At 38.5% G+C, this 20,579-nt stretch carries 16 protein-coding genes; 1 reads left to right on the top strand and 15 read right to left on the bottom strand.

Translation table 11 applies throughout. The annotated features are described in order from the left end of the window. Positions 1–13: 13 nt before the first annotated feature. The 6 genes from accC to pdxA form a co-directional block, all read right to left on the bottom strand. The gene (accC, locus tag FG27_RS09520) at positions 14–1,369 is read right to left on the bottom strand and encodes an acetyl-CoA carboxylase biotin carboxylase subunit (RefSeq protein WP_037318371.1); all 1,356 of its coding nucleotides are present in this window, start codon (positions 1,367–1,369) and stop codon (positions 14–16) included. 54 nt (positions 1,370–1,423) lie between these two features. Then, on the bottom strand, positions 1,424–1,930 hold the full coding sequence (accB, locus tag FG27_RS09515; RefSeq protein ID WP_037318369.1) for an acetyl-CoA carboxylase biotin carboxyl carrier protein: 507 nt from the start codon (positions 1,928–1,930) through the stop codon (positions 1,424–1,426). A 20-nt stretch (positions 1,931–1,950) separates the two neighbouring features. Then, on the bottom strand, positions 1,951–2,946 hold the full coding sequence (locus FG27_RS09510) for a beta-ketoacyl-ACP synthase III (protein WP_037318368.1): 996 nt from the start codon (positions 2,944–2,946) through the stop codon (positions 1,951–1,953). A 178-nt stretch (positions 2,947–3,124) separates the two neighbouring features. After that, complete coding sequence (rpmF, locus tag FG27_RS09505) at positions 3,125–3,322, bottom strand: 50S ribosomal protein L32 (protein WP_037318365.1); 198 nt, start codon at positions 3,320–3,322, stop codon at positions 3,125–3,127. Between the two features lie 9 nt (positions 3,323–3,331). Continuing rightward, positions 3,332–3,871: a DUF177 domain-containing protein gene (locus FG27_RS09500; RefSeq protein WP_037322137.1), complete on the bottom strand. Its 540-nt coding sequence runs from the start codon at positions 3,869–3,871 to the stop codon at positions 3,332–3,334. 96 nt (positions 3,872–3,967) lie between these two features. Continuing rightward, the gene (gene pdxA / locus FG27_RS09495) at positions 3,968–5,014 is read right to left on the bottom strand and encodes a 4-hydroxythreonine-4-phosphate dehydrogenase PdxA (RefSeq protein ID WP_037318362.1); all 1,047 of its coding nucleotides are present in this window, start codon (positions 5,012–5,014) and stop codon (positions 3,968–3,970) included. 148 nt (positions 5,015–5,162) lie between these two features. On the opposite strand from pdxA, the gene FG27_RS09490 reads away from it, so the two are divergent. Continuing rightward, positions 5,163–5,750: a riboflavin synthase gene (locus FG27_RS09490; protein ID WP_037318360.1), complete on the top strand. Its 588-nt coding sequence runs from the start codon at positions 5,163–5,165 to the stop codon at positions 5,748–5,750. On the opposite strand, the gene FG27_RS09485 is transcribed toward FG27_RS09490, so the two are convergent. From FG27_RS09485 to FG27_RS09445, 9 genes are all read right to left on the bottom strand, one after another. Then, on the bottom strand, positions 5,751–5,933 hold the full coding sequence (locus FG27_RS09485; protein WP_156101220.1) for a PID-CTERM protein-sorting domain-containing protein: 183 nt from the start codon (positions 5,931–5,933) through the stop codon (positions 5,751–5,753). Positions 5,934–6,195: 262 nt separating this feature from the next. Then, a complete protein-coding gene (locus FG27_RS18670) occupies positions 6,196–8,286 on the bottom strand; it encodes a response regulator (RefSeq protein WP_051935813.1) in 2,091 nt (696 codons plus the stop codon). Positions 8,287–8,458: 172 nt separating this feature from the next. Next, positions 8,459–9,802, bottom strand: a complete 1,344-nt coding sequence (locus FG27_RS09475) for a Gfo/Idh/MocA family protein (protein ID WP_037318352.1) — start codon at positions 9,800–9,802, stop codon at positions 8,459–8,461. Continuing rightward, the gene (locus FG27_RS09470) at positions 9,802–11,160 is read right to left on the bottom strand and encodes a DUF1080 domain-containing protein (RefSeq protein WP_037318350.1); all 1,359 of its coding nucleotides are present in this window, start codon (positions 11,158–11,160) and stop codon (positions 9,802–9,804) included. The genes FG27_RS09475 and FG27_RS09470 overlap by 1 nt, the downstream gene beginning before the upstream one ends. A gap of 122 nt (positions 11,161–11,282) precedes the next feature. Next, positions 11,283–12,047: a family 16 glycosylhydrolase gene (locus FG27_RS09465; protein ID WP_369794110.1), complete on the bottom strand. Its 765-nt coding sequence runs from the start codon at positions 12,045–12,047 to the stop codon at positions 11,283–11,285. After that, on the bottom strand, positions 12,047–14,323 hold the full coding sequence (gene bglX, locus FG27_RS09460) for a beta-glucosidase BglX (protein ID WP_037322127.1): 2,277 nt from the start codon (positions 14,321–14,323) through the stop codon (positions 12,047–12,049). The genes FG27_RS09465 and bglX overlap by 1 nt, the downstream gene beginning before the upstream one ends. A gap of 214 nt (positions 14,324–14,537) precedes the next feature. Further along, positions 14,538–16,193 carry a family 16 glycosylhydrolase gene (locus FG27_RS09455; protein ID WP_037318348.1) on the bottom strand — a complete coding sequence of 552 codons (1,656 nt, stop codon included), beginning with the start codon at positions 16,191–16,193 and terminating at the stop codon, positions 14,538–14,540. Positions 16,194–16,372: 179 nt separating this feature from the next. Then, positions 16,373–19,078 (bottom strand): carbohydrate binding domain-containing protein, encoded by a 2,706-nt coding sequence (locus tag FG27_RS09450; protein ID WP_037318346.1) that lies wholly within the window; start codon positions 19,076–19,078, stop codon positions 16,373–16,375. A 20-nt stretch (positions 19,079–19,098) separates the two neighbouring features. Beyond that, positions 19,099–20,568, bottom strand: a complete 1,470-nt coding sequence (locus tag FG27_RS09445) for a RagB/SusD family nutrient uptake outer membrane protein (RefSeq protein ID WP_037318344.1) — start codon at positions 20,566–20,568, stop codon at positions 19,099–19,101. Between the last annotated feature and the right edge of the window lie 11 nt (positions 20,569–20,579).

Raw genomic sequence — 20,579 nt, 5'->3', positions numbered from 1 at the left:
TTTTGAAAAAAACTTAATCTTCTTCTTCGAGTGGTTTCATTTTAAAATCCTCCATAAACTTAGTGGTATAATTCCCCTCAACATAATCGGGGTGGTCCATAAGTTGTCTATGAAAAGGAATCGTAGTTTTTACGCCTTCGATCACAAACTCATCGAGTGCTCGCTTCATTTTATTGATCGCCTCTTCCCTACTTTGGGCAGTAGTGATCAATTTGGCGATCATGGAATCATAGTTAGGCGGAATGATATAACCGCTGTAAACGTGTGTATCTATTCTTACTCCATGACCACCCGGCGCGTGTAAATTAGTGATCTTCCCGGGAGAAGGTCTAAAATTGTTATAGGGGTCTTCAGCATTAATACGGCATTCTATAGAGTGTAATTGCGGGAAATAATTTTTTCCGGAAATTGGCACTCCGGCCGCTACAAGAATTTGTTCTCTAATCAGGTCGTAATCTATTACCTGCTCGGTAATGGGGTGTTCTACCTGAATACGGGTATTCATTTCCATAAAGTAGAAGTTTCGGTGTTTATCTACCAAAAATTCTACGGTTCCCGCACCTTCGTATTTAATATATTCTGCAGCTTTTACTGCAGCCGCTCCCATTTTTTTCCGAAGACTATCGGTCATAAAAGGGGAAGGAGTTTCTTCGGTTAATTTTTGGTGACGACGTTGTACCGAACAGTCCCTTTCTGAAAGGTGACAGGCTTTACCGGTACTATCCCCAACAATTTGGATCTCGATATGGCGTGGCTCTTCAATAAGCTTTTCCATATACATATCGTTGTTATCAAAAGCAGCTGCAGATTCCTGTCTTGCAGAATCCCAGGCATCCTGTAAATCTTCCTCTTTCCATACCGCACGCATACCTTTACCACCACCACCGGCGGTAGCCTTAAGCATTACCGGGTAACCAACTTCTTTAGCTAGTTTTATACATTCTGGAAAATCCTTGATAATTCCTTCTGATCCAGGTACACAAGGAACTCCCGCTGCTTTCATCGTAGCTTTTGCGGTAGCCTTATCTCCCATCTTTGAGATCATTTCAGCTGAAGCACCAATAAATTTTATATCATGCTCCTCACAAATCCTGGAAAATTTTGCATTTTCAGAAAGGAAACCATAGCCGGGATGAATTGCATCTGCATTGGTAATTTCTGCGGCAGCGATAATATTTGAAATTTTAAGGTAAGACAAATTACTTGGCGGCGGACCGATACATACGGCCTCATCGGCAAACCTTACGTGAAGGCTTTCAGCATCTGCAGTAGAATATACCGCAACGGTGCTAATTCCCATTTCTTTACAGGTGCGAATTACACGCAAGGCAATCTCACCCCTGTTTGCTATCAATATTTTTTTAAACATACCTATTGTTTTTTAGGCCCAAAGAAATTTTCCTTAAGCTAAATGGGCGGTAATTTATGATGGGTCTACTAAAAATAATGGCTGATCGAATTCTACAGGAGAAGCATCATCTACCAATACTTTTACTATTTTTCCTGAAACTTCGCTTTCAATTTCGTTGAAGAGTTTCATAGCTTCAATCACACAAAGCACATCGCCTTCTTTAATTGAATCACCAACTTCTACAAATGTTGGTTTATCTGGGGAAGGTTTACGATAGAAAGTTCCAATAATAGGAGATTTAACCGTGATATAATTTGAATTATCTTCAGAGGTAGTTTTTTGCTCCTCCTGGTTTTGAGATGCTTTTTCCTGTGAAGGGGCCGGCGCTTGTTGTTGCTGAGGCTGCTGTTGTGGCATCTGTGGCATTTGGCCACCCATTGGCACTTGTTGAACAATAGTCTCTTTCTCGTCTGAGCCTGTTCTAATGGTGATCTTTACATCGCCAGTTTCCAGTTTTACCTCACTGGCACCAGACTTAGCCACAAACTTGATTAAATTCTGAATTTCTTTTAAATCCATAATATTAGGGTGTTGGTTTTTTAAGAATTATATGCCCATTTTAAATAGGTGGCTCCCCAGGTGAAACCGCCTCCAAATGAAGCAAAAACTAAATTATCTCCTTTTTTAAATTGCTTCTCATAATCGCTAAGCAATAATGGCAAGGTAGCCGATGTAGTATTTCCATATCGCTCAATATTCATGAGCACTTTATTATCTTCAAGTCCCATTCTGGATGCTGTAGCACCCACAATTCGTTTATTTGCCTGGTGTGCAATAAGCCAATCTACATCATCATTACTCAATTTATTGCGCTCCATAATCTTCTCGCTAACTTCTGCCATATTAGAAACTGCAAATTTAAAAACAGTTTTTCCATCCTGTCTCACATAATGCAATTTTTTGGCTACAGTCTCGGCTGTAGGTGGCATTAATGAGCCTCCTGCCTCTATTCTTAGAGAATCTCTTCCTATAGAATCGCTTCTTAAAAACTCATCCTGCAAACCAAAACCTTCTTCATTAGGCTCCATGAGTACCGCGCCTGCACCATCTCCAAAGATAATACAAGTAGTTCTATCGGTATAATCAATTATAGAAGACATTTTATCGGCTCCAATTACCAATACTTTTTTATACCGCCCAGCTTCTATGTAAGCCGAAGCTGTAGACATAGCGTATAAAAAGCCCGAGCAGGCAGCCTGTAAATCGTAGGCAAAAGCATTTGTAGCACCAATTTGGGTAGCGATATGTACACCAGTAGCGGCTACAGGTAAATCGGGAGAAACAGTAGCAAGAATCACAAGATCTATCTCCTTGGGATCAAGGTTAGATTTCTCTATTAAATCTTTAGCTGCTTCTATTCCTAAATATGAAGTTCCTTTATTTGGGTCTTTAAGTATGCGGCGTTCTCTAATTCCGGTTCTGCTGAAGATCCACTCGTCATTGGTCTCCACCATTTTTTCCAACATCTTGTTGGTCAACACATCTTCGGGTACGTATGCACCCACAGCGGTAATAGCAGCTGTGATTTTATTCATAGATTTGACTTTTAAAACCCCTTTACGCCTTTAAAAACGTAAAAATATTTAAAGAAATGTAATAATTATTCTTTGAACGGGGCTGCAAATTAAGGTCTTTTTAGCACTTAATCAACTTAAAACAAAAAACTCCCACGTGGGTGAGAGTTTTTATTAAAAGTTGAAGCTCTATGTTAAATTAAGCTTCTATTTCTTCGGTATTGTCAATTAATACCTGGCCGCGGTAGTATAGTTTACCTTCGTGCCAGTGTGCTCTGTGGTACAAATGCGCCTCTCCTGTAGTAGGATCTGTAGCTATTTTTGGTACCGAAGCTTTATAATGTGTCCTTCTTTTATCTCTTCTTGTTTTAGAGATTTTTCTCTTTGGATGTGCCATGGCTTGCTGTTATTTATCGTTTAATAAGTTTTTTAATTTATCCCAACGAGGATCTATTTCATCCTCATCATTTCTATTCTCGTTGTTGTTAATACTTAATTCTTCAAGTTTATCAAGTAATTCTGAATCTAAAGTCCCATCTTCTACCCCGGGATGCACCCTCTTTAATGGTATAGATAATACAATAAGTTCGTAAATATATTGCTGAACATTTACTTCAAACTCGCCGTGTGGCAGAATAAGTAAATCTTCATTTTCATCATTAAATTCATCACCAAACTTTACAACCAAAAATAAACTTGCTTCTACAGGCTGGTCGTAGGGCTCATTGGTAATATCACAATTTACGTTTACAGATCCCGAAGCTTTAAAAGTAAGCTCCATCATTGTTGTTTTTTTCTCCAACAACAAATCGATTTTTACATCGGCACTGTTTAGATCGTCGTACTCAAAATGCTCAAAGAACTCATTATCAATATCGTATTCAAACTGGTGCTTTCCCAGCTTTAATCCTACAAAAGGAATTGTATACGCTGCTAATTTCCTCATCTCATCGTCAATTTCTTGCCCGGGCCGCTTCGGCTTAGGCGGGTGCAAATATATAAAAATTAATAAATTAGAGCGCTGTTGTAAACAAATTTTTGTTTATAACTTTTTTCCCTGCTTCTTTAAGGGATTTTTAGTGAGCTCTTTATATTCTTCACGGCATTTGTAAATTTCTATAGCACTAAAAACTGCCTCTTTAAAGGAATTAATATTTGCTGAATTTGTTCCTGCTATTTCAAATGCAGTACCATGATCTGGTGAAGTTCTAACCTTACTAAGGCCAGCGGTGAAATTCACACCATTCCCAAAGGATAGCGTTTTAAACGGAATTAATCCCTGATCGTGATATGAAGCTACAACCGCATCAAAATTGATGTAATTTTTTGAACCGAAAAAACTATCAGCTGAAAATGGACCGAATACCAAATCGCCTTTATCCCGTAACTTCTGAAGCGTTGGTTTTAAAATCTCTTCATCTTCTTTCCCAATCACCCCGTTATCTCCACTATGCGGGTTTATTCCTAAAACAGCAACTTTAGGTTTCTGAATTCTAAAATCCTGTTTTAAGGTTTGCTGAATTATTCCTAGTTTCTTTTCAATCAACTCTGGAGTAATTGTATTGGCAATATCTTTTAAAGCAACGTGATCTGTAAGTAAGCCAATTTTCAAGGTATCGGTAATCATAAACATTAGACTTTCCCCTTCCAGTTCTTTCGCCAGATAATCGGTATGTCCTGGAAAATTAAATTCAGCCGACTGGATACTGTGTTTGTTTATAGGTGCAGTGACTAATACATCAATTTCATCTTCTTTCAGCGCTTTTGTAGCTGCCTGCAAAGATTTAAAAGCATACTCTCCTATTTTAGGGTTTTCTTCCCCAAAATTTATATTTACTCCTTCTTTCCAAACATTCATCACATTAATCTTTCCATCTATTGCTTTAGACGGATGATCAATTCCATTGAAATTTAAAGTTAGATTAAAGTGTTTTTTTAGAAAAGTAATCACCTTAGCTGAAGCAAAAATAACCGGAGTACAAAAATCCAACATTCGGGAATCATCAAAGGTTTTAAGCACTATTTCACTTCCAATTCCATTCAAATCTCCTATGCTTATTCCTAATTTGACCTTTTCAGCGTGTTTCATTTACTTAATGTTTATAGATTTTCCGACTACTAATTAATTTACAAAAAACCATCCTGAGAAAATTCAGGATTTTGTTCTGGCTAATTACCTAAAACTTCCCGGGTTTATTTCTATTTTTACATCACAAATGTAAGAATAATCCAAAGATATGTTTACCGGAATTATTGAAGAAGTAGGAGAAGTAAGCCGTATAGAACCCGAAGGTGGCAATATACATTTTAGTATAAAAGCCGCGATAACTCCTGAGCTTAAGATAGACCAAAGTGTCGCACACAACGGAGTTTGTCTAACCGTGGTTGCTATTAATGATACGCAATATAACGTTACAGCTGTAGCTGAAACCCTTGAGAAGACCAATTTGAAAAATTTAGCTGAAGGCGCCCCGGTAAACCTAGAACGCGGGATGAAACTTGGCGATCGCCTGGATGGTCATATTGTACAGGGACACGTAGATCAAACGGCAATTTGTAAAAAAGTGAAGGAAAAAGATGGTAGCTGGGAATTCACTTTTGAATATGACCCGACTTTGCAAAATATAACTATAGAAAAGGGATCTATTACTGTAAATGGTGTGAGTCTTACCGTGGTGAATTCAAAAAAGAATGAATTTAGCGTAGCTATAATTCCCTATACTTATGAGCACACCAGCTTTAAATCTCTAAAAGAAGGAGACAACGTAAACCTGGAGTTTGATGTGATAGGTAAATATGTAAAGCGTATTCAGGAATTAAAATAATTACTTCCTGTTTCTAATATGATGAATTCCCAATCCTAAACCCGCAGCAATTAAAGCGGAGATCCCGAAGTCTATTGGTAGACCGGGAGGAGGAGGAGGCGTAGACATAACTACATTATCCGGGGCAGGAGGATGTACTCTGTCCTGTGTAAAGATAATACCTGGAGCTAACCAAATCGTCATTATCAGAAAAACTTTTATCACATTAACCCTCATAATTCGTGCGTAATGTACTACAATAATATTGTTCGCCAAAAAACTTCAATTGGGGTATATTAACGTAAAAATAAGCAGGGTGGTTTTATGTGGGGGCAACACTATATAAAAATAGTATAATTTTGATTCAATTTAACAATTCTCATTAAATATCTATAAATATTTAATCTTAGCCAGGCCTTTTGTGGAAACCGGTTCGGGTAATTAATGACAAATCTTTATTTCTCGATTATTTTTTCCCATTTACCCACTTTTCTACTTTCTCAAACAATTGTTTTTTCTGAAATGGTTTCGCCAAATAATCGTCCATTCCCACTGCGCTACATTTTTCTTTTTCGGCAGTCATAAAATTGGCTGTTAAAGCAACAATAGGAGTCGTTAATTTCAGTTCGTTTCTTATTTCTTTAGTGGTCTCATACCCATTTTTTACAGGCATTTGCACATCCATAAAAATAAGATCGTAATTCTTTTCCTTTAAAAAGGAAATTGCTTTTTCTCCATTTGCGGCAATATCTACCTCAAGACCTTTTCCTTTTAAAATAGCCCTTACCAAGCGTTGATTTAATTCACTGTCTTCGCAAATTAAAATTTTGCCCGAATATTTTTCCTGAAAATTATTTATACTAATTTCTTTCTTTAGTGCCTTTTCAGTAGCTTTTTCGAATGGGATCTCAAAAATAAAATTGGTTCCTTTTCCAAATTCGCTTTTCACTTCAATATTCCCCTCCTGCTTTTCTATGAGCTGCCTGGAAATATTCAGCCCTAACCCGGTGCCTCCATATTTTTGCGAGGTATTTTCTTCAGCCTGTGTAAATCGCTGAAAAACTGTATGGAGTTTTTTCTGCGGAATACCAATTCCTGTATCTGAAACATTAAATCTAATAACAACTTTAAAATCTGTTTCTTTACAAATTTCTACCAGTAACTTTACACTACCTTCTGATGTAAACTTTATAGCATTGCCTAATAAATTAATAAGTACCTGGGCCAACCTGTTCTTATCGCCAATTAATAGTTGTGGGACTTCCTGAGCAATAGATGGTTTGAACTCAATTTTCTTTTGATGTGCTTTAAGATGTAAAATTGAAAAGACCCTGTTAATTGCATCGCGTATATCAAAAACATCCTTATCTATTTGTAGTAATCCTGCATCCATTTTGGAAAGATCAAGAATGTCGTTTATTATAAAGAGTAATGAATCGCCAGCAACTTTAACTGCTTTTAGGTAATTTATTTTATGCCCATCATTCTCATTCTCAAGTAAAAGATCTGTAAAACCTAACATAGCGTGAATGGGCGTTCTAATCTCGTGACTTACATTGGCAATAAAATTATCTTTTTGTTCATTCAGGCTTTCAGCCATATCTTTGGCTCTTTGCAAAGAAAATTCTGCTTCTATTTCCTTGGTGATATCCTGGGAGATCTTTACTACTTTCACTACTCTAACATCCAGGTCCTGTATAGGGTTATAAGTAGCCTGAAGATAAAATTCTGAACCATCTTTATGAATTCTTCTTACCCTTCCTGTTTTAAATTTGCCTTTCCCTAACGATTTCCAAAGTCTATCATTTTCTGAATAATCGGCAGGTGTAATAAACATTTTATGATGGCTTCCCAAAAGCTCGATCTCACGGTACCCAGAAATTTCTTCAAAGTTTTGATTAATAGAGATTATTGTTCCATCTGGCCTAAATTCTACTACCCCACTAGAATTTTTAATCGCTTTCATTAGGGATTTATTCTCGCTCTCTTTAAGAAGAAGCTTCTTCTGGGTCTCGGCAATTTTCTTTCCCAGGATGGAGCTTAACTCAGTTCCCAGATTCTTATTCTTTTTTCGGGTTTCCAGCAAATGCATAGCCTGGCTGGTTAGAAGCTTTAAAGCTTTTCTTTGCTTTCCGGTAAGTTGCTTTGGTTTGTCTCCTACCACACATACCGTCCCAATATTATAACCATTTTCAGATTTTAAGGGCAATCCTGCATAAAAACGTATACCGTTTTCAGCTTTAACGTGAGGATTATTTTTTACTCGTTCATCTAAAAGTGCATCAGAAATTTCTAAAAGTTCGTCCTGAACAACGGTATATTTACAGAAAGTTTCTTCAATAGGAGCTTCATCCATAGAAATTCCTACTTTGGCTTTAAACCATTGCCTCTTATCATCTATCATAGAAATAATAGCAGTAGGCACATCACATATAAGGGCGATTAATTGGGCCAGTTCATCAAAATCTTTTTCGTAGGGGGTATCGAGAATGTTATAGGAAAGTAAAGTTTGTAATCTTTTTATTTCTTTATTCTCTTCAATTTCAACATTATTCATAAGGGGCTATATGAGGTGTCAAAGATATTAAAAAAATAAAGCTCCTTGGGTATGATATCGCTTAGGATTTTTCTAAAAATCAGCAATTAAATCAGTTTTCAGAATATTATTTTCATAAATCTAAAGTCGGTATTTAATACTTAGAGAACAGTTTATAAAGAAATAGAAGTTACTAAATTTGGGGTTTCCAGCCCGGGGCATATTCGCGGCCCCAAAGTTTCATTGCATCCCGGTCAAATATCCTTCCTGTTTTATCGTCTACATCAAATCCCCTTCCAAGTTGGTCGGCAATATTGGTGTAGTGAACCATCGCCATACTAATGTTAGCATCATCTATTGGCGCATTAAGCTTTGCTGTGCCCCGTATCCCGTCAAAGAAGTTAATAAGGTGTTGTGTAGACATATCGCCACCGCCACCAAGTGCGGTTCCCGCTTCTTCAGATTCTGAATTATATTCCTTAACTACTTCTCCATTTCTATTGGTAAGTACATATTTCTCACGGTCTATAAAAACCCCGCCTTCGGTACCATAAATTAAAGTCCCGCGACCACCGCCATAGGTGTCGTAGCCATTCCGGCTTTTAGAATCCCATTGAATAACTTTGTTATCAGCAAACTTAAAAGTGGCATCCATGGTATCGTACATCTCCCACCCGTCATCTTTAAAATGGCGTTTGGCTGATTGTACATCGGTACGTAGCGGAAGTCCCACCTGTAATGCCCAGCGAGCGATATCCATTTCGTGAGTGCCGTTGTTACCGGCTTCTGCCGTGCCGTAATTCCAGCCATACCAGTGCCAGTTATAATCCCAGGTTTCTTCGGTATATTCCCTCCTTATTGCAGGGCCCTGCCATAAATCCCAGTCCAATCCCTGCGGAACCGCAGCTTTTTTCTGAACTGGGGTCTCCCCGCGGCTATTGGTATAAAATGCCACTGCTTTATAAACCTCCCCGATGGCCCCATCGTGGATATCTTTTATTATTTGAATCGTATGATCTGATGAGCGTTGTTGGTTTCCCATTTGAACTACTTTCCCATATTTTTTAGTGGCTTCTACCAGCAATTCATTTTCAAACATATTATGGCTGGAAGGTTTTTCAACATATACGTGCTTACCAGCTTTCATCGCCATAATGGAACCGGGCGTGTGCCAGTGATCTGGCGTAGCATTTATTAGCGCATCAACTTTAGAGTCTTCTAAAACTTTACGAATATCGTTCTCCAATTTGGGTTTATAATCTATATGTTCTGAAAAACTTTTTAGTGCGTTTACACGCTGACTTTCCATCACATCACACAAATACATTAGCTCTACATTTGACTCCTTTCGTGCAATTGGATCGAAGTATGCACCAAGCCTTCTTCCCAAACCGGCAATTGCTACATGAATCCTATCGTTAGAACCTATAATTTTGCGGTAGCTTTTTGCGCTCATTCCCATTGCTGAATTTCCTACAGCAATCGCAGTTCCGCCCAATGCTGTTTTTTTGATAAAATCTCTTCTTGAATTTTTCATTATTCCGATTTGATTTTGATGTTTTTAAAACTCACTTCATTGCCGTGATCCTGAAGTAAGATATGTCCTTCCTCGGCTTCTCCAAAATCTGGCCAGTCTACATATTTGCTTTCAGCAACAAGTTTTCGGTAATCTTCGCTCTTTCGTTCATATTCCAAAACCTTTACGCCATTTAACCAGTGCTCTACTTTATTTCCTTTCGAAATAATATGCGCAGTATTCCATTCTCCCACGGGATTAACCGGTTTATCCGGATCGGCCTGAATGAGATCGTACAAAGAAGCCATTGTTCTACTGCCATCATGATTCCCAAGTTTTGCGTCTGGATGCAGCTCATCGTCCAGAATTTGATACTCTAAACCTATGGAAGAACCGGGACCTTTATTTAGATCGGTATCCACAAAATACTTAATGCCGGAGTTGGCACCTTCTGTAATTTTAAAATCAACTTTTAATTCAAAATCGCCATAAAGTTCTTTGGTAACGATATCACCACCGGCTTCAGATTCACCCCCTCCGCTAGCCAACACTGTCAGCACTCCATCTTCTATTTTCCATCCCTCTTTAGGAAATTCATCAAGACGTGCACCGCGCCAACCATTGGTAGTTTCTCCGTCCCATAGCATTTCCCAGCCGTTTTTTTCCTCTGCAGTCGTTAATCTATTTTTAGTTTTAATAGGTTCCAGGGGAGTTTTAGTGCTGTATTTATCTAAATTTTCGGTTAGAATTTTAATGTTTTTCCACATTACTTCTGTACCCTCTTCCGCATCTTCGCCAATACTGTGTACCTGTAGTGCAATAAAGCCTTTTGATGTTTTACCATCTATTAAATGAGCTGCAGGAACCCCGTTTATCCAGGTTTTAATAGTATCGCCAATAGCTTCTATGCGGAAACTGTTCCATTCGTCTTTTTTAAAAGCCTGTTTAGCATCTGGATTTTCGTCTAAATCTACCAACCAGCCACGACGGGCCTCATCATAAATTCCCCCGCTCCAGGCACGCTCTGAAGGATCTATCTCTACCTGGTAACCGTGTACCCGACCGTTCATATAATCATCAAAACTATTGCTCCTAATTTGAATCCCTGAATTCATACTCGAGTGGACTTTAAAATCCAGTTCCAGGATGAAATCTTCGTAATCTTTATCGGTGGTAAGAAAAGAATTTGGAGTATCGTGTACCGTAATGCCGATTATTGCTGAATTCTCCACGCGATATTCGGCTTCCCCGCCTTTTTGCGACCATCCGTCAAGGCTTTCTTCGTCAAATAAATTAGTCCAGGGGATGTCGTCTTTCTGGGATTCGGCGCAGCTGGCAAATAGAAATGCGCTTAGAAGCAAAATGGTAATGTTTCTCATTGGTAAAGATTATTAATATCTGTAAAATACACACAAATTATTAATCTTCAACCAATTCATAAAAACAAAAGGCCAATAAACGCAAATACGTTCATTGACCTTTTTCTAAATTTTAAAATATTTTAATTCTTATAAACCTTCACATAATCTATTAAAAATTGCTTTGGAAAAATAGAATCATCAACATCGGGACCGCCAAAATTTCCGCCTACCGCAAGGTTCAGCAAGAAATAAAACGGATGCTTGTAAGGATATGTTTCTTCATTTTTTTCTGAAGGTGAAAAGGTATACGTCTTCTTATCGTCAATATAAAAGGTGATCGCATCTTTTGTCCAGTTCATTTTAAACACACGAAACTCTGAAGTCGCATCTTTAACCGGCGTAGTTTTAATATTTTCGGTATCACCGTGGCTTGCGGGTGTGTGCAACGCATTATGAATCGTATCGGGTTGCCTCCCTACAAATTCCATAATATCAATTTCACCGGAAGCCGGCCAACCTACTTCATTTATATTATTTCCCAACATCCAAATTGCCGGCCATAACCCGTGGCCATCAGGCAATTTTGCTCTTACCTCAACGGTACCGTATTGAAATTCAAATTTATTCTTAGAATTTACTTTTCCGCTGTAATATTTCTCACCAATTTTATCGGCGGTAATTACCAAATTTCCATCTTTTACTTCAACATAATCTTCACTATAGATCTGGCGCTCGTTATTTCCCCATCCGCAAAGATCGGGGCAACCGTCTCCGGTTTCATAGCTCCAGTTGTCCATATTTAGTGAATCGCCTTCAAAATCTTCTTCCCACACTAATTCCTGTGCAGAAACTTGTAGGCCAATAAATAGGATTAAGCTTAATACTATATTCTTTTTTTTCATCATTATTTCTTTAAACTGAATTTCACTTTCTGGAGATCACGAGAATTTCCGCCTATAAAAACTTCGAATTCCCCGGCTTCAGATTCCCATTTTCTATTGGCTGTATAAAACTGAAGCATTTCTTCGTTAATTTCAAAAGTGACTGTTTTAGATGCTCCGGGAGCCAGATTTACCGCTTCAAATCCTTTAAGTTCTATCACCGGCCTGGTAGTGCTGGCTACAAGATCTCTTAAGTAAAGTTGAACGATCTCTTTTCCTTCAACATCACCGGTATTTTTTAAAGTTATACTTGCCTGGCTATTTCCATCAGGATTCATTTCTTCAGAAGAAAGTTGCAAATCGCTATATTCAAAATTGGTATAACTAAGTCCGAAGCCAAAAGGATAAAGCGCGTCTTTCTTTTCATCGGTATAACCGGAATATGTCACGTGTTCAGGATTAGAAGGGCGGCCAGTGCTTTTTTGATTGTAATACAGTGGTTCCTGGCCTACAGCTCTTGGAAACGAAACCGGAAGTTTTCCTGAAGGATTATAATTCCCCAGTAAAACATCGGCAATGGCATTTCCACTTTCAGAACCTAATTGCCAGGCCTCAACAATGGCCGGGATATTTTCTGATGCCCAGGTAATTTCCAAAGGTCTACCATTGATTAAAACCAAAACAATATTTTGATTCACTTTATAAATTTCCTCCAGTAATTCCTGCTGAACTCCAGCTAAACCAATATTCACCTGGCTTCTACCTTCCCCGGTTTGAAAAGCATCCTCACCAAGTGCCATGATCACCATATCGGCTTTTGAAGCTGTGTTAATTGCTTCTTCAAATCCCGATTTATCGGTTTTATTAATTTCCAAAGGCATTAAAAAACTTCGTTCTCCAACCCCAAGATCTGCACCTTTAGCATAAGTGATATTTACATTTTTACCCGCATTATTTTTAAGTCCTTCCAACAACGAAACAGCAGAATTAGCTTCTCCCTGCGCTCTCCAGTTTCCTATTGGTGTATCTTTATCATCGGCAAGTGGGCCAATAACAGCAATGTTTTTTACTTCATCTTTGAGCGGAAGAAGGTCACCTTCATTTTTTAGTAAAACGATAGATTTTTTTGCCACATCCCGGGCAAGTTCTTTGTGATCTTCAAAAGAAATCTGTTCTAAAAGAGCTGGGTTTGCATATAAATAAGGATCGTCAAAAAGACCGAGTTTAAACTTTACCCTAAGCACTCTTTTTACCGCATCATCAATATAATCCAGGCTTACTTTTTCGTTCTCAACAAGTTCAACAAGACTGGATTCGTAAGCTCCGCCTTCCATATCCATATCGCTGCCCGCGTTTAAAGCGATTTCAGCAGCCTGCATTTTGTCTTTTGCAAAACCGTGTGGGATCATTTCGGGAATAGAACCCCAGTCTGAAACTACAAATCCGTCCCAATCCCAGTCTCTTTTTAAAATATCTCGCTGAAGAATTTTATGGCCTGTTGCCGGAGTGCCATCTATATCGTTAAATGCATTCATAAATGTTGCTACACCAGCTTCAGCCGCAGCTTTAAAAGGGGGAAGAATGGTATTATGAAGTTCATTTTCTCCAATATGCACGGTATTATAATCCCTGCCTGCTTCACCAAAGCCGTAACCCGCAAAATGTTTTGCCGTGGCAGCAATACTTCTGGAATTAGCTAAATCATTGCCCTGGTAACCCTCTACTTTTGCAACCGCAACTTTTGCGGTTAAATAGGTATCTTCTCCAGAACCTTCCATTATTCTACCCCAACGGGCATCACGGGAAACATCAATCATGGGAGAAAAGGTCCAGTTCACGCCATTAGCGGCAGATTCTAAAGCAGCAATTTCAGCCGATTTCCTCATCGCCTCCAGGTCCCAACTTGCAGTTTCTGCAAGAGGCACAGGAAAAATAGTGGTATATCCGTGAATTACATCGTAGCCAAACATCAACGGTATTTTCAAACGGGAATTTTCCATGACCAGTCTTTGTGCTTCTGCTGTAGCTTCTACCGAAAGTACATTAAGCATTGCGCCTACCTTTCCGTTTTTAAGGTTTTCTTCCTTTTCTTTACTGTTCATTTCAGAAGCGGGACCGGTAAGATCCCAACTACCGTTATATTGAACAAGTTGTCCAACTTTTTCTTCCAACGTCATTAATGCCAAAACCGAATCTACTTTGGTTTCCACATTTCTAACCGAACTTTTTATGGTTGATTCCTGTGCGCTTGCAATAAAACAGCTCAACAGAAAAAAACCTAATAAATTTAGTTTTTTCATAATTTGAAGTGAAGTACCCTGGGATACTCCCAAAAGGCATTTATAGAAAATATATCTTGATATCGAGGCAAGCCTAAAAGCATTTAAATCTCGATTATCGAGTAAAAAAACTGCCTGTACTATGTTTTGGTAATTAAGTTTGTGGCCTACAAACAAATCATCTTCAACCGTAAAATTGACATAGTAATCAGGCAGTCTGATTCTTAAAAAATAATTACTCCTGGTAGACTTTTACGTAGTCTATTTCCATAGAGGATTCCTGGAAATCATCAGCAATGTTACCTCCAAGAGTACCTCCCATAGCAATATTAAACAGTAAATAGAAGTCATCCTGGTAAGGAGTTGAATCATCATTATCAAATTCTAGATGAGGCATTCCATCTACCAGAAAGGTGATTTTTTCGGATGTCCATTCAACTTCATAAATGTGAAATTCTGATGTCGCATCAGCTACCTGAGTATCCCCCACAATAGCATTTCCTCCTGAATTTCCAGGAAAATGCAATGCAGATATAGTTTTCCCAGGATCATTTCCTACAAACTCCATAATATCCATTTCTCCAACTCCGGGCCAGTCTTCTTCAGGCCATTCGGCTCCCAGCATCCAGAATGCAGCCCAGGTACCGCCACCAGCAGGTAATTTTGCGCGTATTTCTACACGTCCATAAGTAAACTCAAATTTATCCTTGGTAGTTATTCTTGCAGAAGTAAAATTGAAGCCACTTTCTGCTTCTCTTTTTGCAGTAATAACCAGGTTTCCATCTTCCACTCTTACGTTGTCCTCGGAATCGGTATAATACTGAGCTTCATTATTACCCCATCCATTTACTCCGTTACCTATTTCATAATTCCAGTTATTGGTATCAAGAACATCCCCATCAAACTCGTCTGACCAGATTTCAGTATTAAACTGACTTTCAAACTCTTCTGGTTCTTCTTCTTCACCTTGTGACGTGGTGAATTTTAAATACCAGGCCAAACCAGGATCGTTATCGGGAATTACCCTTACATCCATAGTGGTTGCAGTAATATCAAGAATTTCATAAGAACTTGAACCAACATAGTAACTCATGGTTCCACCACCTGCAATATTAATTACTGTACCAGTTGTTGCCTCTTCAGGCAATCCTGAAGTTGAGGGTGATAATGAAGCACTAAAATCACCGGTGTTGTCATAATCCAAACATTGATCTTCAGAACCATCGCCACCAAAATCACCAGTAAAGGCTACGTTGACGAAAGTTAGTCCGTTATTATTGTAGTTATAAACAATGTTATCGTTGGCATTCAAACTAAAGGTCATTTCATCGGTATAAAAACAAGAGCTAACCTCAGCTCCGGCTTTTTCAAAAGGAGCTGCAGAGTAAAAAATAGGACTTGTAAACCCTTCTCCTGAGCTTGGTCCCACTCCTAGGTGTGCGGGCTGTGAAGCCGCTACAAACCAGGTTTTAGAACTTCCACCGGTAAGTAATTCTTTGGTTTCAGGATCATTAAAATCACTAAAAACAGTAACCATGGTGCTCATACTGGAAGAATTTCCACCAGTACCCGAAGCAATTATCGTTACGGTATAATCGTTAACTCCGTTCTCGTTAAAACTATGCGTTGTTTCACCTGTAGATGAAACTTCCTCAAAACCATCGCCATAAATAAACTTATAACTCATGGCATTATCGGCGCTTGCGTTAAAATTCACAGCACCACTACCATCACCATTTGGCATATCTTCAGTTTGGCCTACCACCTCTGTTGTAACCGTTAAGTTTGAAGGCGTGGTTATTGTGCCAAGCTCGTAGTCATCGTCGGTACAGGCGATGCTAAAAAATAGCAGCGCCAGAACCGAAAGACTTATTTTAATTATATTTCTCATTTTTATGCTTTTTTAATTACTGCTGAAAGTGATGTTATCCACATCTCTATAGGCAAAATCAGGGATTATTATTTGGTCAACAACTTTAAATACCAGAACAATACTATTCATCAAAAAGTTGAATTTTAAACTGATTGAAAGATGATTAAGTTCTAACTTTCAGTCAGTTATTTAAATATCTATGGATTTAGTGTTATAGAAACATTATCCAAGTTTAAAGTTGAATTACAAGCAGGATCACCTCCACAAATTGGCGTAAATTCCAATGTAATACCACCATTTACGTCACCATCAACTACAGTATAAGTAGTGGTAAACGTTTGCCAGTTGTCTGTTGGTGTGACTGAAAAAACTTCAGTTTGATTAATACCTTCTGCAGCTTCTACAAAAGACTGGATGCTATAAATACCACCAGCTGAAGCTGATCCCTTATAATCAAACTTAATCTCTACAACATCTCCTACAGAAACACTTCCAGCGCCCTTTCTTTCTTGTTTAAGAGTTGGATTCAAACCATCTGGACTACTGGCCACAATTCTGGCAGACCAATCTCCACCATTACTTTGCGAATTATCTGCTTCAATGATTCCACCATTCTCATATACAGCCCAACCATCAAGATTTCCTGTTTCAAAGTCACCATTACTAGCCAAATCACCAGTAGCACCTCCGTCACCGTCGCCATTTCCTTCACCGTCCCCGTTTCCTCCGTTACCATCGGTACGTGGATAAAGTTTAAGATCATCAAAATAGTAGGTATCCCCATTGGTTGATTCCAGATCAAAGAAAAGAACAATTTTATTGAATTCTCCACTCGCACTACTTGGAAAAGGAATGGTCAACTCTTCCCATTCGTTGGTTCTAGTTGTTTCAACACCTAATTCCATATTATTGCCGGCATTTCCTATTTCTTCAAGTTTAATTGTAACCTTCTTGCCTGCCTGAGGGGAGTATACTTTTATTTTAAAACCTGCATTAGCGTTAAAATCTAATTTACTATCTAAATCAATTTGAATATTATCCCAAGGGTTTTGATTAGAATTTGTCACTTCACCAACAAAACATGAATTGTTTACAGAATCCTCTCCAGGGTTATCTGTACGAACGTATGTTGCATTATCCTGAACTACAGTTAAATTATTCGTCAAAAATGTTAAGTTGAAATCTGCTGCATTTAGTGATTCAGTAGCTTCAGGTACACATGTCTCATCGCCTCCGTTACCATTTCCAGTATCACCTCCTGAAGTTTGTTCTAAATCGTCTATATAGTAAACCGAACCATCTCCTGGAGCTTGATTTTCTTCATCATAATCTAAGAAAATCACCAATTTATCATAAGCATCGCCATCAGCAATAAGGTCTGAAAAATTGTAGGTTAAAGTTACCCAGGTATTTTCTTCAGTCAGGGTTTGATCAATTGATAAAGTAGGGCCACCTCCTTCACCTTCTTTTTCAAGGTTCATTCTTACATTTATTCCGCTTTTTGGAGACCATATCTTAAAGCTGAAACTTTTTTCAGTAGACAAATCCAGATCCTCAGAAAGTATTTGGAATATTCCCGAATACCAGGCAGCTCCATTGGCTTTTGTGAATTCGAAAACCATATTAGATGGGTTTTCATCGCTCATATCAGGATTCTCAATTAAGTTTCCTGTCACACCCTGGTCTGCCTCAAAAACACCTGAAAATGTTTTATTTGATTCAAAATCTATGGGTAGGCTGGTAGCAAATTCTGTTTCGCCATCACCATTTCCTTCTCCTTCAGCTTGTGCTACATCATCAATATAAAATGTTCCATCGGTTGTACCGGGACCATCTACAAACAATACTGCACTTAAATACTCTCCGGTAGGCACAAATGGCTCTCCACCAGGCTGACTTTCATCTATATAACTTGTAGTAGCATTTGCAGAAAAATTGAAAGTTATATCTTCCCAACCGGTACCACCATGGTTTGCGACAACTTCATTTTCGCGCTCGTCGTTCACTCCGCCTTCAAATTTTAGTAAAAGTGGAAGTGGCACATCTGACCAGAATTTCATGGTAATGGTCTTATTTTCGCCACTGAAATCTACTGCTTCATCAAGCGCAAATAGAATTCCTTCAAATGTATTTCCTGAATTGGTGATGGCACCTACATTAGATTCTACATCATTAGCTCCGGAAACATCAGGGTTTTCAACTACCTCAAAAGATACTCCATTAAAAGTTTCAAAATCATAATTCACACCTTCTTCATCAAAAGTTAGCGGAAATTTAATCGGATTTGTGCCTTCTGTAACAGTGATCTCTTCTGAAATTTCTGTACTTGAACTACCACTACCTCTTGCTACAACTCTAATAGTATAAGTTCCTGCTTCAGCATAAGTATAAGTAGCCGATTCTGTATTCATAATTGTTGTTGGTTCTTCATCTTCTTCTTCTCCAAAATAAATATCATAAACCGTTGCATTAATTGCTGTTGGAGTTACAGTAACCTCAAGGGAGGAAGTTGAAATATCAACCTCAAGTTCTGACGGAGGATCACTGGAAATAGTTACCACTCTTACCAGCTCACTGGTTAAACCTGTAAGGCCAACAGCTACAATTCTAAGGTTAAATTCGCCCTCGCCTTCATAAAGATGCTCCAGGGTTTCTCCTGGTTCAATTACCGTAGGGGTTTCATTTTCTTCATCTCCAAAATAAACTTCGAAAGAAGTTGCTCCATCTGCAGTCGGGGTTACACTAACCAGGCCTTCTTCTTCCTGGGATATATCAAAAACTGCATTTATATTTTGGGGCGCCGATACATCCTGCAAGGCGTAAGATACTTCTTCTTCTTTTTCGCAGGAATTGAAAACATTAATAACTAAAAAGAATACCAGTAATTTTTTAAAAAGTTTCATGTGTCTTAAATTTAATATTATTAATAACCAGGATTTTGCTCCCAGTTACCCTGAGAAAATTCTATTTCTTCTAACGGAATTGGGAAAAGTTCGTTCTTTCCGCTAGTAAATCCGTCTATATTATTGGCTGCTCTGCCGGTTCTTACCAGGTCAAAGAAACGGTGACCTTCGCCTACCAATTCTTTCCTTCTTTCTTCATAAATTCTTTCAGTAAGTTCACTTCCAGAAGCGTCTACATCATCTAAACCTGCTCTATCGCGTACCTCATTAAGGTAGTTTCTTGCCTGACTATCGTCAATCCCGCCTCTGTTAAGAGCTTCAGCAGCCATTAACAATACATCTGCATAACGAATTGCACGGTAATTATTAGGTTGGGTAAGATTCGCATCACCAACGTTATTATTTTCCCGCGGAAGGTATTTTCGGTTAAAATAACCGGTATGTTTTTCTACATTTCCAATAGAATAGGTTGCTCCAGTTTCTGCTGCCCAGGCTTCGATATCTAAAATTGAAAGATCTCTACGAATATCATTTTCAGTGAACATATCATAAGCTTCCTGTGTGGGTAAGTTAAAACCGAAACCAGCCTCAAAAACCGGCCCTGAATAATTTCTTATTCCCTGGAAACCTACGGCTACGTTACCTTCACTACACTGAAGACAGTCGAATCCTGCTCCTTCTTCGCCGGTATATTGTACTTCAAAAACCGATTCTTCATTGTTTTCTCCTTCAAATTCGAAAAGTGTTTCAAAATTGGCTAAAGCATAAGGCCCGTTGTTTATTAATTCATTTAAAACAGTTGCTGCTTCGTCAAATTCTTCCTGATACAAATGTGCTTTTCCTAGTAAAGCCAATGCAGCACCTTTGGTCGCACGGCCTGTTTGAGGCGCAGTATAATTCAGGTTATCTATAGCGTACTGTAAATCGCTTTCTATTTGTGCGTAAACTTCTTCTGTAGAAGCCCTGGGGATAGAAGTTTCATCTCCTAAAACAAAACGTTCATCGCCACTTAATGGAATTGGACCAAACCATTTCAACAATTCAAAAGTGAAATAGGCCCGTAAGAAGCGAACTTCAGCAATAATCATATCACGCCCTTCAAAATCGGTTTTGTCTTCAAATTCTAACATATAGTTGGCTCGTTGTACCCCGGCGAAATTCCAGTCCCAAACATCGTCCAGGTTATCATTTACCTGAGTATGCGTCATATCATCTACTTGCTGAAAACCGATAACATCGGTTGCGCTTTCTCCACCGCTTACCGTGTTATCTGAAGCGATCTCGCCCAGTAACACATTTACATAAGTAGATTGAAGAATATCGTAAACCCCAATAAGGGCATTATAATAGTCATCTTCAGAATTGAAATAATTTTCTGAATCTATATTATATTCTTCAGTTTTTTCAAGATAATCTTCGCTGCAACCAAAGCTAAAAGCCAGCAGGAGCAACAGAAGCATTTTATTAAATATGGTGTTATATCTCTTCATGGTGCTATTTT

The sequence above is a fragment of the Salegentibacter sp. Hel_I_6 genome (genome assembly GCF_000745315.1).
Taxonomy (GTDB): domain Bacteria; phylum Bacteroidota; class Bacteroidia; order Flavobacteriales; family Flavobacteriaceae; genus Salegentibacter.
The sequence above is the reverse complement of the archived record's forward strand: the minus strand, read 5'-3'. Positions and strand labels throughout refer to the sequence as shown.

Excerpts from the sequence above, each read along its gene's own strand:
- accC (WP_037318371.1), bottom strand. The coding sequence starts at position 1,369 with ATGTTTAAAAAAATATTGATAGCAAACAGGGGTGAGATTGCCTTGCGT.
- accB (WP_037318369.1), bottom strand. The coding sequence starts at position 1,930 with ATGGATTTAAAAGAAATTCAGAATTTAATCAAGTTTGTGGCTAAGTCT.
- FG27_RS09510 (WP_037318368.1), bottom strand. The coding sequence starts at position 2,946 with ATGAATAAAATCACAGCTGCTATTACCGCTGTGGGTGCATACGTACCC.
- rpmF (WP_037318365.1), bottom strand. The coding sequence starts at position 3,322 with ATGGCACATCCAAAGAGAAAAATCTCTAAAACAAGAAGAGATAAAAGA.
- FG27_RS09500 (WP_037322137.1), bottom strand. The coding sequence starts at position 3,871 with ATGAGGAAATTAGCAGCGTATACAATTCCTTTTGTAGGATTAAAGCTG.
- pdxA (WP_037318362.1), bottom strand. The coding sequence starts at position 5,014 with ATGAAACACGCTGAAAAGGTCAAATTAGGAATAAGCATAGGAGATTTG.
- FG27_RS09490 (WP_037318360.1), top strand. The coding sequence starts at position 5,163 with ATGTTTACCGGAATTATTGAAGAAGTAGGAGAAGTAAGCCGTATAGAA.
- FG27_RS09485 (WP_156101220.1), bottom strand. The coding sequence starts at position 5,933 with ATGACGATTTGGTTAGCTCCAGGTATTATCTTTACACAGGACAGAGTA.
- FG27_RS18670 (WP_051935813.1), bottom strand. The coding sequence starts at position 8,286 with ATGAATAATGTTGAAATTGAAGAGAATAAAGAAATAAAAAGATTACAA.
- FG27_RS09475 (WP_037318352.1), bottom strand. The coding sequence starts at position 9,802 with ATGAAAAATTCAAGAAGAGATTTTATCAAAAAAACAGCATTGGGCGGA.
- FG27_RS09470 (WP_037318350.1), bottom strand. The coding sequence starts at position 11,160 with ATGAGAAACATTACCATTTTGCTTCTAAGCGCATTTCTATTTGCCAGC.
- FG27_RS09465 (WP_369794110.1), bottom strand. The coding sequence starts at position 12,047 with ATGATGAAAAAAAAGAATATAGTATTAAGCTTAATCCTATTTATTGGC.
- bglX (WP_037322127.1), bottom strand. The coding sequence starts at position 14,323 with ATGAAAAAACTAAATTTATTAGGTTTTTTTCTGTTGAGCTGTTTTATT.
- FG27_RS09455 (WP_037318348.1), bottom strand. The coding sequence starts at position 16,193 with ATGAGAAATATAATTAAAATAAGTCTTTCGGTTCTGGCGCTGCTATTT.
- FG27_RS09450 (WP_037318346.1), bottom strand. The coding sequence starts at position 19,078 with ATGAAACTTTTTAAAAAATTACTGGTATTCTTTTTAGTTATTAATGTT.
- FG27_RS09445 (WP_037318344.1), bottom strand. The coding sequence starts at position 20,568 with ATGAAGAGATATAACACCATATTTAATAAAATGCTTCTGTTGCTCCTG.